Origin of the sequence: Sulfitobacter sp. M85, from assembly GCF_029285915.1 — a bacterium.
GTDB classification, from domain to species: domain Bacteria; phylum Pseudomonadota; class Alphaproteobacteria; order Rhodobacterales; family Rhodobacteraceae; genus Sulfitobacter; species Sulfitobacter faviae.
The window spans coordinates 24,001-37,555 of record NZ_JABECQ010000003.1 but is presented as its reverse complement, the minus strand read 5'-3'; the positions used below and the strand labels follow the sequence as shown (position 1 = coordinate 37,555).

The 13,555-nt window shown below is 64.3% G+C and carries 14 protein-coding genes; 9 read left to right on the top strand and 5 right to left on the bottom strand.

Annotated elements, in window-relative coordinates:
- The first annotated feature begins 43 nt into the window (after window positions 1-43).
- A complete protein-coding gene (locus HKX24_RS06415; RefSeq protein WP_271691429.1) occupies window positions 44-382 on the top strand; it encodes a hypothetical protein in 339 nt (112 codons plus the stop codon).
- A 6-nt stretch (window positions 383-388) separates the two neighbouring features.
- On the opposite strand, the gene HKX24_RS06410 is transcribed toward HKX24_RS06415, so the two are convergent.
- Both HKX24_RS06410 and HKX24_RS06405 read right to left on the bottom strand, forming a co-directional pair.
- Entirely contained in the window at window positions 389-1,099 is a 711-nt protein-coding gene (locus HKX24_RS06410; RefSeq protein ID WP_271691428.1) for an endonuclease/exonuclease/phosphatase family protein, read from the bottom strand.
- Window positions 1,096-2,466: a phospholipase D-like domain-containing protein gene (locus tag HKX24_RS06405; protein WP_271691427.1), complete on the bottom strand. Its 1,371-nt coding sequence runs from the start codon at window positions 2,464-2,466 to the stop codon at window positions 1,096-1,098. Before HKX24_RS06405 ends, HKX24_RS06410 begins: the two co-directional genes overlap by 4 nt.
- A gap of 450 nt (window positions 2,467-2,916) precedes the next feature.
- Here HKX24_RS06405 and HKX24_RS06400 point away from each other — a divergent pair, with 450 nt between their 5' ends.
- On the top strand, window positions 2,917-3,516 hold the full coding sequence (locus tag HKX24_RS06400; protein WP_271691426.1) for a porin family protein: 600 nt from the start codon (window positions 2,917-2,919) through the stop codon (window positions 3,514-3,516).
- Between the two features lie 67 nt (window positions 3,517-3,583).
- On the opposite strand, the gene HKX24_RS06395 is transcribed toward HKX24_RS06400, so the two are convergent.
- Window positions 3,584-4,765: a pyridoxal phosphate-dependent aminotransferase gene (locus HKX24_RS06395; RefSeq protein ID WP_271691425.1), complete on the bottom strand. Its 1,182-nt coding sequence runs from the start codon at window positions 4,763-4,765 to the stop codon at window positions 3,584-3,586.
- A 272-nt stretch (window positions 4,766-5,037) separates the two neighbouring features.
- Here HKX24_RS06395 and cysS point away from each other — a divergent pair, with 272 nt between their 5' ends.
- The 4 genes from cysS (at window position 5,038) to HKX24_RS06375 (ending at window position 9,632) form a co-directional block, all read left to right on the top strand.
- A complete protein-coding gene (gene cysS / locus HKX24_RS06390; RefSeq protein WP_271691424.1) occupies window positions 5,038-6,408 on the top strand; it encodes a cysteine--tRNA ligase in 1,371 nt (456 codons plus the stop codon).
- A gap of 130 nt (window positions 6,409-6,538) precedes the next feature.
- Window positions 6,539-8,155, top strand: coding sequence for a citramalate synthase (gene cimA, locus HKX24_RS06385; RefSeq protein WP_271691423.1), 1,617 nt, complete (start codon window positions 6,539-6,541; stop codon window positions 8,153-8,155).
- The gene (locus tag HKX24_RS06380; protein WP_271691422.1) at window positions 8,152-8,871 is read left to right on the top strand and encodes a class I SAM-dependent methyltransferase; all 720 of its coding nucleotides are present in this window, start codon (window positions 8,152-8,154) and stop codon (window positions 8,869-8,871) included. The genes cimA and HKX24_RS06380 overlap by 4 nt, the downstream gene beginning before the upstream one ends.
- On the top strand, window positions 8,868-9,632 hold the full coding sequence (locus HKX24_RS06375) for a squalene/phytoene synthase family protein (protein WP_271691421.1): 765 nt from the start codon (window positions 8,868-8,870) through the stop codon (window positions 9,630-9,632). Before HKX24_RS06380 ends, HKX24_RS06375 begins: the two co-directional genes overlap by 4 nt.
- Before the next feature lie 4 nt (window positions 9,633-9,636).
- Here the strand turns inward: HKX24_RS06375 and HKX24_RS06370 are convergent, their stop codons facing one another.
- Window positions 9,637-10,848, bottom strand: a complete 1,212-nt coding sequence (locus HKX24_RS06370; RefSeq protein ID WP_276153887.1) for an MFS transporter — start codon at window positions 10,846-10,848, stop codon at window positions 9,637-9,639.
- 123 nt (window positions 10,849-10,971) lie between these two features.
- Here HKX24_RS06370 and HKX24_RS06365 point away from each other — a divergent pair, with 123 nt between their 5' ends.
- The 3 genes from HKX24_RS06365 to HKX24_RS06355 are packed head-to-tail and all read left to right on the top strand — an operon-like array spanning window position 10,972 to window position 13,009.
- On the top strand, window positions 10,972-11,718 hold the full coding sequence (locus HKX24_RS06365; RefSeq protein ID WP_271691418.1) for a precorrin-6A/cobalt-precorrin-6A reductase: 747 nt from the start codon (window positions 10,972-10,974) through the stop codon (window positions 11,716-11,718).
- Window positions 11,715-12,347: a DNA-3-methyladenine glycosylase 2 family protein gene (locus tag HKX24_RS06360; RefSeq protein ID WP_271691417.1), complete on the top strand. Its 633-nt coding sequence runs from the start codon at window positions 11,715-11,717 to the stop codon at window positions 12,345-12,347. Before HKX24_RS06365 ends, HKX24_RS06360 begins: the two co-directional genes overlap by 4 nt.
- Window positions 12,344-13,009, top strand: a complete 666-nt coding sequence (locus HKX24_RS06355) for an alpha/beta fold hydrolase (RefSeq protein ID WP_271691416.1) — start codon at window positions 12,344-12,346, stop codon at window positions 13,007-13,009. Before HKX24_RS06360 ends, HKX24_RS06355 begins: the two co-directional genes overlap by 4 nt.
- Here the strand turns inward: HKX24_RS06355 and HKX24_RS06350 are convergent.
- On the bottom strand, window positions 13,006-13,449 hold the full coding sequence (locus tag HKX24_RS06350; protein ID WP_271691415.1) for a VOC family protein: 444 nt from the start codon (window positions 13,447-13,449) through the stop codon (window positions 13,006-13,008). The two genes, HKX24_RS06355 and HKX24_RS06350, sit on opposite strands and share 4 nt — an antisense overlap.
- Window positions 13,450-13,555: the final 106 nt, after the last annotated feature.

Genomic DNA, 13,555 nt, shown 5'->3' with positions numbered 1-13,555 from the left:
TAAACCAGTCTCTCCCTATCAAGGTCATGAAAGGGAGAATTTGATGAAACGTCTTGTTATATTGGGATTTCTCACCGGATTGCTGGCCGCTTGTGTGGAGCCCCCGGCCTCGCCCATGGAAGCTGCGGCGCGCAAAGCGGCGGCGGCAGAATTGACGGCGAAACAATGTGCGGGGTTTGCGGGCGGCTATGAAAGCGTGCGCAAGCTGCGGCATGATGCCAACCAAAATATCGCCACCGCGCGGCGACTTGGGGCCACAGATGCCACCATCGCCAAGGCAAGGGCGGATGTGCGTATGGCCTTTGATATGCAGGTCGCTTTCTCGACCCCGCAACAGGCCTGCAACATGATGGTGGGCGAATTGGCTTGGGCCACGGGGTGAGGGCGTCTAGCGATGCGCCACGTCGAGCCAGATCGGCAAATGGTCCGAGGCGCGGCGGGTCTGGGCCGTCTCGATCACACCGCCTTGGCGCACAGTAAGATGTTGGTCCAAGGCGATGCGATCTAGGAAGGCCACGGGCATCCGCGCGTGATAGCTTTTGCCCGGCGCATGAATGGTGAACCGTTTCGCCAGACGCCCGAGCCCCACCTTTTGCGACCATTCGTTCAAGTCGCCCGCGATCAGCGTGGGGCAGGCGGCGCATGCGTCGAGATGGGCGATCATGGCGCTCAGCTGCTCCTTGCGCGACGGACGCAGCAGGCCGAGATGCGAGGCGATCACGCGCAATTGGCGCGCGCCGAGATGCAGGTCGGCCACCATGGCGCCGCGCGGCTCCACCCCCGGCAGGGTCAGATGCGCCACCCGGTCGATCTTGGCCGAGGGGCGGACCAGAACGGCATTGCCATGCCAGCCGATGCTCACGTCGCTCGGCGTGGGCAGAGGGCGCAGGCCCGTCACCTCTTCGACCCGGTCGAGCGGCAGGGCCGAGGGGCGCGGCGCGCGGCGGCGGTCGGCCTCTTGCAGCACCACTACATCGGCATGCAGACTGCGGATGATCCGCATGATCCGCTCAGGATCGCGGCGCCGGTCGGTGCCCATGGCCTTGCGGATGTTATAGCTCACGATGCGCAGCGATTGCGGGGCGACGGCGGGGATCATAGGATGGGCGCTCCCAGACGAAACAGCCCTTCGGCCACCTTGCGGAACATCCCGCTGGGCGGTCTTTCCATGGCGCAATGCTCGGAAAGATGTTCGAACCAATCATGCAGCTTCGCGACCGAGGCCGCGTCATAGACAAAGAGCGTGACCTCGAAATTCAGCAGCATGCTGCGCACGTCGAAATTGGCCGTGCCCACCAGCCCCAGATCGTCGATGATCCCGGCTTTGGCGTGGATCATCCCAGGCTGGTAGTACAGCACATGGCCGCCTGCCTCATGCAGATCGCGCAGATAGGCGCCCCGCGCGAAATCGGCCATCCGTTGGTTCGAGCGTTCGGGGACCAGTACCCGTACATCCACCCCCCGCCGGGCCGCAGTGGTCAAAGCCGAACCGAGCGCCTCGGTCGGCACGAAATAGGGGGTCACCAACCAAATCCGCGCCTCGGCCAGATGGATCGCGCGGATCAGACCATCATGCAGCGGGTCTTCGGCGATATCAGGGCCGGAGGGCACGAGTTGCACCGTTGCCGTCCCGCCCGTATGGGCCGCGACCGAGGGGGCCGGGTCCAAAGCCTCCCCGCTGGCGACGCCCCAGTCTGAGCGGAACACATCGCCGAAACTCTGCACCGCGCGGCCTTCGAGCAGAAAGGCCAGATCGGTCCAGCCATCCTCCAAGGCCGCAGGCCCGAGGTAATGCGCGCCGATGTTCATGCCCCCGGAAAACACCCGCGCATCATCGGCGATGATCATTTTGCGGTGGTTGCGTAGGTTCAGATGGCCCGATCCCGGCAGTTGCAGTAGCGGAGAGTAAAAGCGTACATCGCCGCCCGCCTCGCGCAGGCGGCGCAGGGCGGCTGTCGGGCCGCGCAGGGTGCCCAAACGGTCCATCAGCAGCCGAACTTTCACGCCCGCCTTGGCGCGTTCGGTCAGCGCGTCGACGAAAATGCGTCCGGTGTCGTCATTGGCTACGATGTAAAAAAGCACGTCGAGCCGTTTCTCGGCCCCTTGGATCAGCGCCATCACCGCTTCATGGGCCGCCGTCGGGTCGCCCAAGAGCCGCAGGTCTTGGCCATGGACGGCGGCGGGCAGGCCGAAATACTGCATCGTCGCGTCAAGCGTATGCACAGGGCGGGGCGGCGGGCCGCCGGTATCGCCTTTCAGAAAGTGCACCGGTGAATAGCGCGAGGATTGTTTGCGAAAGCCAAGCCCCAGAAACAGCGGCACCGCGACCCAGGGCAGCACGATGATGAACAGTAGCCACGCCGCAGTCGATTGCGGCGTGCGGCGCTGTTGCAAAATCACGATCGCCGCGAGCAGCGTCAGGATCACGATGATGACGATTTCCAGATGGGTGGTGATCCAAGACATGGGGTGGGGCCTGCTCCTTCTTGCTGACAATACAAGCAGATAACGCGTTCAGTGGTGACAGCAAGCCTCGGACGGGGTCTACCGTGAGGGCATGGTGCGGGGCCGGGGGCGTTTTGGTGCTTTTCGATCGGGGAGCCTCTTTCGCGCGGTTGTCTCTGGGTCGTTTCTCTGGCGGAACTTTCGCTGCGGTGAGGGCAAACATGGCCGGGAATTCGTGTTGCGGCATCAACCCTTTGATTTAGCGAGATAAAATGCATCTGCGCGCCGCCTAATTCGACACATGATACATAACTTAAGCGGCCCCTAGCCGAGGGTATGTTGCAAATGTGCGACAATCAGCGCATCGCAATTCTGTGATGTGAAAAAACTGAAACCCAACCCTAAATGGGGCGTTGCGTGAGTGACCCTGCGGCGAGGATCGCGGGGTCACCTGTATTTAAGGAGCAGAACATGAAACGCACGACAACAATCGCCAGCATCGCCCTGATCGCATCCACCGCCTTCGCGGGTGCAGCAGCAGCCGGTTCGCTGGAAGACACCACCGTTGAAGCACCGGTTTTCACACCGGCGCCGACACCCGTGGCCGTTGATGGCGACTGGACAGGCTTCTACACCGGTCTTCAGGTCGGCCAGACCGACGTCGACAGCGACAGCGGCAACCTTGACGGCGACGACACGTCTTACGGTTTCCACGCCGGTTACGACTATGACTTCGGCAAATTCGTTCTGGGTGGCGAACTTGACTACGACAAGACCGACATCGATCTGGGCAACGGCGCAGGCGATGTGGACTCCGTGGCACGCGCCAAGGTCAAGGCTGGCTACGACTTCGGCAAGACACTGGTTTACGCAACAGCCGGTGCGGCCCGTGCCGACACAAGCGTTGGCGATGAAACCGGCCCCTTCGCCGGTCTGGGCGTCACCTATAAAGTGACCGACCGCTACACCGTCGGTGGTGAAGTGCTGCAGCACAAATTCGATGACGTAGGCGGAACAGGCGAAGATCTGGACGCGACCACGATCTCCCTGCGCGGTTCCATGCGCTTCTGATCTGACTTGGCGGGAGGACCCGCTTTGATGAAGGGCCGGCTTCCGAAAGGAGGCCGGTCTTTTTTGTTTACGCGGCGCGGCTGGCGCGCCCTTCGGCAAAGCGGCAGAGGTCGCGCAGGGCCGCCTCAAACGCGCTGTCTTCGATCGTCATGGCCACGCGTACATGGCCCGCCGCCGCCGCACCGAAACTTTCGCCCGGCATCACCGCGATCTGCTGGTCTTCCAACAGGGCATCGGCAAATTCACTGCCGCTGAGACCCGTGGCGCGGATATCCAGCATCAGATACATCGCCCCTTGCGAGGGCACCGAGCGCACCACGTTTTGACCGCCCAAAATCCGCTGCGCCAGCGCGCGGCGGCGGGCGAAGGGGGCGCTGATTTCCTCTTCGAAAGCGGCCCCTTGGGCGAGGGCGTAGTCGCTTGCGTCCTGAATGAAGCCCGGCACGCCGTAGTTGGTATGGGTGGCAAGGTCGATCAAGTCCGCAATGACGTCTTCAGGCCCGATGATCCAGCCACAGCGGCTGCCGGTCATCGCGTGGGATTTCGACATGGAGCCGATGACCAGCGTTCGCTCCGCCATGCCGGGCAGGGCGCGGGGGCTGAGATGTGCGCCCTCCCAAATCTGCGTGTCATAGACCTCATCCGAGACGAGCCAGAGGTCGTGATCATGGCAGACCTGCGCGATCTCTTCCAAGGTTTCGCGGCCATAGATCACGCCGGTCGGGTTGTTGGGCGTGTTGATCAACAGCGCCTTTGCGCCCTCGGCGGTTGCCGCCAGATCCGCCCTGCGGGGCAGGAACCCGTGATCGGCCCGCGCTTCGACCGCCACGGCCCGTGCCCCGGCAGCACGCAGGGTGCCGGGGTAGGTGGCATAATAAGGGTCGATGTAGAGCGCCGCATCGCCGGGGTCGCAGACCGCCATGAACGCCGCGAATAGCCCCGCTTGCCCGCCCGGGGTGACCACCACATTGTCGCGGGTCGTTGGCACGCCGGTTCGCTCTTCGGCGCGTTTTGCAATCCGGTCGCGCAGGGCATCGGTGCCCGGGACGGCGGCATAGCCGGTATGGCCGCCGAGCGCGCTGCGGTGCATCTCTTGTAGGATCGGGGCGGCGGTGCGGATGTCATGCTCGCCGATGGTAAGCTCGGTCACCGGCACCCCCGCCGCGATCATCGCGCGCGATTTGTGAAACACTTCCCAGCCGTCGGACCCTCCGGCCAGAACCCCTTTGATGCGCGATGATCTATCCATGATGCCTCCGAAATTTTCCGCACAAGGGGGCAGAGCCTTGGGGCTTTGTCAATCCGCGCAGGCAAGGCGGAAGGCAGGGTTGCATAAAACTTAACCGGACAAGGGGCTTGGCGCAGGGCGGCGCGCTTGCTACAACCCGGTCATGAACACCGCAACGCTCATTATTTGCTGCATTACCCGCTGAGACATCCTCGCGGGCCGCTGTTCACGTCATTCCCATTCTGACAAAACTATGCCAAGCCCGCGTCACACCCGCGCAAGGACGCCTGCCCATGACCCGTGACCTGACGATCAAGCTGCACAATACCGCCACCCGGAAGAAAGAGGATTTCACCCCGATCGATGCGCAGAATGTGCGGATGTATGTCTGCGGCCCCACCGTCTATGACCGGGCACATCTGGGCAACGCACGGCCTGTGATCGTGTTCGATGTGCTCTACCGCTTGCTGCGCCATGTTTACGGGCCGCAGCATGTGACTTACGTGCGCAATTTCACCGACGTGGACGACAAGATCAACGCTCGCGCCGCGACAAGCGGGCGCAGCATTGGAGAGATCACCGCCGAGACGACGCAGTGGTATCTGGACGACATGGCCGCCGTGGGCGCCTTGGAGCCCGACCACATGCCTCGCGCGACACAGTATATCCCCCAGATGGTCGCGATGATCCGCGGGCTGATGGATGAAGGCTACGCCTATGAGGCCGAGGGCCATGTGCTGTTCCGGGTGCGTAAATACGCCGAATATGGCGCGCTTTCGGGCCGGTCGGTCGACGATATGATCGCAGGCGCAAGGGTCGAGGTGGCGCCTTATAAAGAAGACCCGATGGATTTCGTGCTGTGGAAGCCTTCGGACGAAGACACCCCCGGCTGGGATTCCCCATGGGGTGAGGGGCGTCCGGGCTGGCATATCGAATGCTCCGCCATGGCGCATGACCTGTTGGGGGAGCGTTTCGACATCCACGGCGGCGGCATCGACCTGCAATTCCCGCATCATGAGAATGAGATCGCCCAGTCGAAATGCGCGGGCCACGGGTTCGCCAACTACTGGCTGCACAATGAGATGTTGCAGGTCGAGGGCAAGAAAATGTCCAAGTCCCTGGGCAACTTCTTTACCGTCCGTGACTTGCTGGACCAAGGCGTGCCGGGGGAGGTCATCCGTTTCGTGATGCTCTCGACCCATTACCGCAAGCCGATGGACTGGACCGAGAAGAAGCGCGAGAAGGCCGAAAAGACCCTGCGCAAATGGTATCTTCAGGCTGCAGAGGCCGAGGCCGCGACGCCGGGGCCTGAACTGGTGGCGCTTTTGGCCGATGATCTCAACACCCACGCTGCTTTGACCGAATGCCACCGTCTGTCCAACGCGGGCGATACGGCAGGCTTGCGCGGGGCGCTGTCGCTCTTGGGGCTGCTGGACGATCTGATCCCCGAATGGGCCGCGGTTCAGGCGCTGGATCTGACCGATATCGAAGCCTTCCTCAGCGATGCCCGCGCCACTGCGATGGAGACCAAGGATTTCGCCGAGGTGGACCGGATCAAAAAATCGCTGACCTCGGTCGGGATCGAGGTGCAGATGAGCAAAGATGGGGTAAAGCTGACGCCGCCGCCGGGCTTTGATCGGGGCCAGTTGGAGGGGTTGTTGTGATGTTTCGCCGCCGTCCTAAGAACGGCGTTCGACCGCGGGCGGAAGCGAAGCGCCCGCCCATGGGGGCGGTCGGGCGCTGTTCGTGCCGAGGGCACGAACGGGAGTGTGACGCGGAAGGAGGCAATCTCTCATGACCCGCGCGCGCCTCACCCTCTACGACACCACCCTGCGTGACGGGCAGCAAACCCAAGGCGTGCAGTTCTCCACCGATGAGAAACGCCAGATCGCCAGCGCGCTCGACGCGCTTGGCGTGGATTACATCGAAGGCGGCTGGCCCGGCGCCAACCCGACCGACAGCGCTTTTTTCGACGCCGCGCCGCCGACGCAGGCAAGGCTCACCGCCTTTGGCATGACCAAACGCGCGGGCATGTCGGCTGAGAATGACGACGTGCTGGCCGCCGTGCTCAACGCGGGCACCAAATCCGTCTGCATCGTCGGCAAGACCCATGACTTCCACGTCAAAACCGCCCTCGGCATCACGCTGGCCGAGAACACCGACAACATCGCCAAATCCGTCGCCCATCTTGTCGCCCAAGGGCGCGAGGCGCTCTTCGACGCCGAGCATTTCTTTGACGGTTACAAGGTCAATCCAGACTACGCGCTGGAAGCGATCCGCGCGGCCTATGACGCGGGCGCGCGCTGGATCGTGCTTTGCGACACCAATGGCGGCACGCTGCCCGATGAGATCGGTCGTATCACCCGTGCGGTGATCGCGGCGGGCATCCCGGAGGATCATCTGGGTATTCATACCCACGACGACACCGAAAACGCCGTGGCCTGTACGCTGGCCGCCGTCGACGCGGGCGCGCGGCAGATCCAAGGCACGCTCAATGGGCTGGGCGAGCGCTGCGGCAACGCCAACCTGACAACCCTGATCCCGATCCTGCTGCTGAAAGAGCCCTATGCCAGCGGTTACGAGATCGGCGTCACCCATGACGCGCTGCGCGGTCTGACCCGCACTAGTCGGATGCTGGATGAAATCCTAAACCGCGTGCCGATGAAACAGGCGGGTTTCGTCGGGTCTTCGGCCTTTGCGCATAAGGCGGGGCTGCATGCCAGTGCCATCGCCAAAGACCCCAGCACCTATGAGCATATCGACCCCGCGCTGGTCGGCAATACGCGCGTCATTCCGATGTCGAACCAAGCCGGGCAATCCAACCTGCGCAAACGGCTGAGCGATGCGGGCTTCTCGGTAGCCAAGGGCGACCCGGCGCTTGGCCGGATCTTGGAGGTGGTCAAGGACCGCGAGGCGCAGGGCTATGCCTATGACACCGCGCAGGCGAGCTTTGAGTTGCTGGCCCGCGACGTGATGGGCCAGCTACCGCATCTGTTCGAGGTCGAGCGCTACCGCGTCACCGTCGAACGCCGCCGCAATGCCGAAGGCCGGATGGTCAGCCTCTCCGAAGCGGTCGTGGTCATTGATGTGGACGGGGAAAAACGGCTCTCGGTCTCGGAATCGCTGGACGAGGATGGCGCGGACCGTGGCCCGGTCAACGCGCTGTCCAAGGCGCTGGCCAAGGATTTGGGCAAATACAGCAGCCTTCTGGAGGACATGCGTCTGGTTGACTTCAAGGTGCGCATCACCCAAGGCGGCACCGAAGCCACCACCCGCGTCATCATCGACAGCGAAGACGGGCAAGGGCGGCGCTGGTCCACCGTGGGCGTCAGCGCCAACATACTCGACGCCTCATTCGAAGCGCTGCTTGATGCGATACGTTGGAAATTGATCCGGGACCGCGCCCAATGACAGATGATATGACCGCCTTTTTCACTCTCCATCGCGATCTGCCGCGCGAAGGGCCGGGGGAGCCTGCGGATGTGATCTGGGCCGTGGATCAGGTCGATCTGCCCGCGCGGGCCGAGATTGCCGATGTGGCCTGCGGCCCCGGCAGCGACATCGGCGCCCTCCGCGCGGCGATCCCGCAGGGCCATGTGACGGCCCTCGATCAAACTGCGCATTTCGTCGACACCGCGCGGGGCCGTTTTGTGGCCGATGGCAATGTTACCCTGCTGCGGGCCGATATGGCCGCGATCGCCAATGAATATGATCTCATTTGGTGCGCCGGTGCGGTCTATTTCCTTGGCGTGACCGAGGCGCTGACCCGCTGGCGCAAGTCGCTGCGCGCGGGCGGTGTGGTGGCCTTCTCCGAACCCTGCTGGCTGACGGATAGCCCGTCGGAAGAGGCCCGCGCGCAATGGGCGGACTACCCCGCGATGAGCGACGCAAACGGCATTGCCGAGCGGGTCCGCGCGGCGGGCTATGAGGTCGTGGCGACCCGTGTCCTGTCGGATGAAGCTTGGGAGAATTACTACACTCCCCTGGAGGCGCGGATTGAAAAGCTGCGCCCGGGTGCGGATGATGATTTGGCCCAAGTGCTCGATGCCGCCGAGGCGGAGATCGCCTGTTGGCGCGCGCATCGGGATGAGTTTGGCTATCTTCTGACGGTGGCGCGCCCCACATGACCTTCGACGCTGACCTGAACGCCTGCGCCGCCATGGTAGAGCGCGCCGACCCTTGGCGCTTTCGCGCCGCCATGGCCGCCCCCGTCGAGACGCGCAAGCTGCTCTTCCCGCTCTATGCCTTCAACGTCGAAGTGGCCCGCGCCCCATGGGTCACCCAAGAGACGATGATCGCCGAGATGCGGCTGCAATGGTGGCGCGACGCGCTGGAGGAGATCGCCAAGGACGGCCCGGTGCGGCGGCATGAGGTGACCACGCCGCTGGCCCGTGCGATTGCGCCAGAGGATGCCGAACTGCTCGATGAACTCGTCGCCGCGCGGCGGTGGGACATCTACAAAGACCCTTTCGAGGATGCCGCGCATTTCGAGCGCTATATTGAGCAAACTGCAGGCCATCTGATGTGGGTCGCCGCCCGCCGCCTTGGGGCGACGGATGAAGCAGTGGTGCGGGATGCGGCCTACGCCACTGGCATCGCCGCATGGCTCTGCGCCATTCCGAATTTGGAAGAGGCTGGCCGCGTGCCGCTGCTGGATGGTACGGCGGAGGGAGTCTCGGCCCTTGCCAAGGGGGCGCTTGACCGGCTGAAATCGGCGCGTGCCAATCGGGGGAAGATCCCCAAGGCGGCGCGCGCTGCGCTGCTGCCTGCCGCCCATGCGGGGCCGGTGTTGCGGGCCGCGGTGGATGCGCCGGATAAGGTCTCACAAGCCGCGCTGCCTGACCCGCGTCGCCATTTCGCGCTGCGGGCATTGGCGTCGCGCTGGTAGGCGCTTAGCTCAGCTGCGTTTCCTTGCGGCTGCGCAGCACCAGCCAGATCAGCGACCCGCCCGCGAGCACCAAGAAGGGTACCATGGCAAGGTTCACCGCCGCCCAGCCTTCCTGCGCCGTGCCGCCCGAACAGTTCATCAGCCCGCCCGAGGCCAGCGAGGCCACGGTCACGCCGCCGAACACCAGCAAGTCGTTCAGGCCCTGCATCCGCCCGCGCTCATGCGGCTCATGCGCGCCCGCGAGCATGGTGGTGGCCCCGATGAAGCCAAAGTTCCACCCCAGCCCCAAAAGGATCAGCGCGACAAAGAAGTTGCCCAGTTCCACCCCCTGAAGCGCCACCACCCCGGCAGCGGCAAGGATCGCGATGCCAAGGCCCATGATCCGCTCGACGCCGAAACGGTTGATCAGATGGCCGGTGAAGAAGGACGGCGCGAACATCGCCAGCACATGGCCGGTGACCACATAGCCCGCGCTGTCTTGGCTATAGCCGCAGCCGACGACAGCCAGCGGGGTCGAAGTCATCACGAGGTTCATCAATGCGTATGACACCATGGCGCAGATCACTGCGACCGCGATGCGCGGCGTGGTCAAAAGCTCCCACCGGCTGCGGCCTTTGGGCGCGTCATGGGCCGGGATCGGCGGTTTCGGAATGTCGATGAAGAGAAACAGCAGCGCCCCGATGAGGTTCACCGCCACCACGGCCATATAGGTGCCGAGGAAGGGCACGACGAGGCTCATCGACGTGGCCGTGGCAAGCTGCGGCCCGATGATGGCCGAGACAAGACCGCCTGCCATGACATAGGAAATCGCCTTGGGCCGGAAAACATCCGAGGCGGTATCGGCGGCGGCGAAACGGTAGAAGCCCTGCGCCGACATATAGATGCCCGTCAGAAGCGACCCCAGCAGGAAAACCGGAAAGGAGGCGAGATAAAGCCCGTAGGCCGCGACCGCGCCGCCCAAGGCACCGCCCGCGGCCCCCAGAAAGAACCCCGCCCGGCGGCCATAGCGCTGCATGATGGCCGAGACCGGCGTGGCCGAAAGCATGGAGCCCAGAACGATCATCGAGATCGGCAGGGTGGCAAGACAGACATTCGTCGCAAGCGACTGCCCGGCAAGACCTCCGACAAGGAAAATCATCGGCATCTGCGCCCCGAGAAAGGCCTGTGCTGCCACCAGCACCGCTACGTTGCGCCGCGCGCGTCTGTCGTCGATCATGTCTGAATTCCTCACTTCCCGCCAAGGGGTAGCCCTGCCCTTGGGTAAGGGCAAGCCCGGCAGCGGTTTTTGCGCCGCCGATCCCGCTTGCGCCCGGCGGCAAGCTCGCCGATGATCGCGCCGATGACCGCCGCCGTTCGCCCTTCGCTGACCCTTCTTTTGCTCGCTGGCACCGCCGAAGCGCGGCAGCTTGCCCGCGCCTTGACGCAGGCCGGGCACCGGGTCACCGCTTGGCTGACGGAGCCGCCGCGCGGCAACAATCCGATGCCGGTGGCCTATGAGATGCGCGATGCCGGGGATGCCGCGGCGCTGCGGCGCGATATGGCGGGCTTTGATGCGGTGCTCGACCTCAGCCACGGGTTCGATGCGGGGCTGAGCCACGCAGGCTATGCCGCCGCCACGTCTCTGGGCAAACCTTTCGTCAGCTTTTCGCGCCCCCTCTGGCCCTTGGACAACCCGCTGCTGCAATCGTTGCCGGATGTCGCGGCCGCCGCCCGTACCGTGCCGCCCGCTGCCCGCGTCTTTGCAGCGACTGGTTGGGCCAGCCTGCCAACCTTCCAACCGTTCAAGGGCGCGCGCCTCATGCTACGACAGACGAGCCGCCATGAACGCGCCGCGCCCTATGACTTTGTCGATCTGATCTTTGGCGAGCCGCCGTTCACCATGGAGAGTGAAACGGCATTGTTCCGCGACCTCGGCGTCGACCTGCTGATTTGCCGCAACCTCGGCGGGCAGGCCAGCCGCCCGAAAGTCGACGCTGCCCTGTCGCTCGGCCTGCCGGTGATCCTGATCGACAGACCGCCACTGCCAAAGGGCGCGCCTTGTCTGAGCGATCTCGACGCGATGCTGGATTGGGTGGCACGACTGTGAGCCTCGCGCCCCCGATCACCTGCGACGCCGATGTGGCCGAGGGCGCGGCATGGCTGGCCGAACGGGAGCCGCGTTTTGCCATGGCGCTGAGCAAAACCGGACCGCTGCCGCTGCGCCTGCGCCCGCCCGGTTTCGCGGGGCTGCTCGACATTATCGTGGGGCAGCAGGTGAGCGTGGCCTCGGCCCGGGCGATCTATGCGCGGCTGGTTGCGGCGGGGTTGGATCAGCCGGAGAACGTCCTGCGCGCCGGAGACGACGGCCTGCGCGCTGCGGGGCTGAGCCGCCCCAAGGCGCGCTATGTGCTGGCCTTGGCGGAACGTGATTTCGATTTCGACGCGCTGCACGGGCTGCCCGATGACGAAGCCATCGCCGCGCTGGTCGACATGCCGGGGATCGGGCCGTGGACGGCGCAGATCTATGTGATGTTCTGCCTTGGCCGCCGCGATATCTTTCCCAGCGGCGACCTGGCACTGCAAGAGGCGGCGCGGGGGCTCTTTGATCTGCCCGTCCGTCCCAGCCCGAAAGACCTCTCCGCCATGGCCGCCGCATGGTCACCTTGGCGGTCGGTTGCGGCGCGGCTGCTCTTTGCCTACTACCGGGTGTTGAAACAAAAGGAAGGATTGTCATGACACGGGTTTTGAACGCGGAGCGCCGCGAGCCGGTCTCTGGCACCACACGGTCGGTGGTGGTGTTCCTGCATGGCTATGGCGCGAATGGCGCTGACTTGCTGGGCCTTGCCGATCCGCTGAGCGAGCATTTGCCCGACACGCTTTTCGTCGCTCCCGACGCGCCCGAGGCCTGCGCCGGTGCGCCGATGGGCTATCAGTGGTTCCCGATCCCATGGATCGACGGATCATCCGAAGAGGAATCGATGCGCGGGATGATGAGCGCGGTCGAAGACCTCGACGCCTTCCTCGACGCGCTGATGGTCGACGAAGACGTGTTGCCCGAACAGGTCGTGCTCTTCGGCTTTTCCCAAGGCACGATGATGTCGCTGCATGTGGCCCCACGGCGCGAAGATGCGGTGGCGGGGATCGTGGCCTTCTCGGGGCGTCTGCTCAACCCCGAAGCGCTGGCCGAAGAGGCGCAGGTCAAACCGCCGGTGCTGCTGGTCCATGGCGATGCCGATGACGTGGTGCCGCCGCAATCCCTGCCGCAGGCCGCCGAAGCGCTGCAAGAAGCAGGGTGGCAAGACGTTTACGCCCATGTGATGAAGGGCACGGGCCATGGCATCGCGCCCGATGGGCTGAGCGTGGCGCTCGCCTTCATGCGCGACAAACTGGGGCTTTAACTCTTCATCTCGTCCCAGAGCCAGGGTTCGGCGAACTCGACCGAATTACCCGCGGGGTCGCGCACATAGAGCGAGCGCGCCCCGTTGGGCCAATCAAAACTGGTGTCGATCTCGACCCCGGCGGCCAGCAGCCGCGTCTCCATCGTGGCGATCTCATCGCGTTTCATTGCAAAACAGACATGCCCCGGGCCGCGCGCCCCATGGGGCGGCACAGGCATTTTCGGATTGCCGGGCGGCTGCGCCGTGGCGGTCGGGTTAAAGACCAGCAAAACCGAAGGGCCGAGCGCGAAGAACATATGCCGACCCGGCACCTCCTGAAACAGTTTCAGTCCCAGAATGTCGCGGTAAAACCCCCGCGCCGCGTCCAGATCATCGGCATAGACGGCGGCTTCGAGCAGGGATTGCGGCGCGGGCGCATCGGGCAGGGGGCTTTTCGACATGCCACAAGGTTAACAAACTCTGCCCATCTGTCACGCCTCTGTCGTAATCTTTGGGCAAAACCGGCGACATCTAGTGGTTCACCTTTGTCTTGCCAGAGAGAAACCG

What these genes read in the sequence shown, in the direction of transcription:
- HKX24_RS06350 (WP_271691415.1), bottom strand. Translation starts at nt 13,449, where the DNA reads ATGTCGAAAAGCCCCCTGCCCGATGCGCCCGCGCCGCAATCCCTGCTC.
- HKX24_RS06410 (WP_271691428.1), bottom strand. Translation starts at nt 1,099, where the DNA reads ATGATCCCCGCCGTCGCCCCGCAATCGCTGCGCATCGTGAGCTATAAC.
- cimA (WP_271691423.1), top strand. Translation starts at nt 6,539, where the DNA reads ATGACCCGCGCGCGCCTCACCCTCTACGACACCACCCTGCGTGACGGG.
- HKX24_RS06400 (WP_271691426.1), top strand. Translation starts at nt 2,917, where the DNA reads ATGAAACGCACGACAACAATCGCCAGCATCGCCCTGATCGCATCCACC.
- HKX24_RS06355 (WP_271691416.1), top strand. Translation starts at nt 12,344, where the DNA reads ATGACACGGGTTTTGAACGCGGAGCGCCGCGAGCCGGTCTCTGGCACC.
- HKX24_RS06380 (WP_271691422.1), top strand. Translation starts at nt 8,152, where the DNA reads ATGACAGATGATATGACCGCCTTTTTCACTCTCCATCGCGATCTGCCG.
- HKX24_RS06395 (WP_271691425.1), bottom strand. Translation starts at nt 4,765, where the DNA reads ATGGATAGATCATCGCGCATCAAAGGGGTTCTGGCCGGAGGGTCCGAC.
- HKX24_RS06365 (WP_271691418.1), top strand. Translation starts at nt 10,972, where the DNA reads ATGACCGCCGCCGTTCGCCCTTCGCTGACCCTTCTTTTGCTCGCTGGC.
- HKX24_RS06375 (WP_271691421.1), top strand. Translation starts at nt 8,868, where the DNA reads ATGACCTTCGACGCTGACCTGAACGCCTGCGCCGCCATGGTAGAGCGC.
- HKX24_RS06415 (WP_271691429.1), top strand. Translation starts at nt 44, where the DNA reads ATGAAACGTCTTGTTATATTGGGATTTCTCACCGGATTGCTGGCCGCT.
- HKX24_RS06405 (WP_271691427.1), bottom strand. Translation starts at nt 2,466, where the DNA reads ATGTCTTGGATCACCACCCATCTGGAAATCGTCATCATCGTGATCCTG.
- cysS (WP_271691424.1), top strand. Translation starts at nt 5,038, where the DNA reads ATGACCCGTGACCTGACGATCAAGCTGCACAATACCGCCACCCGGAAG.
- HKX24_RS06370 (WP_276153887.1), bottom strand. Translation starts at nt 10,848, where the DNA reads ATGATCGACGACAGACGCGCGCGGCGCAACGTAGCGGTGCTGGTGGCA.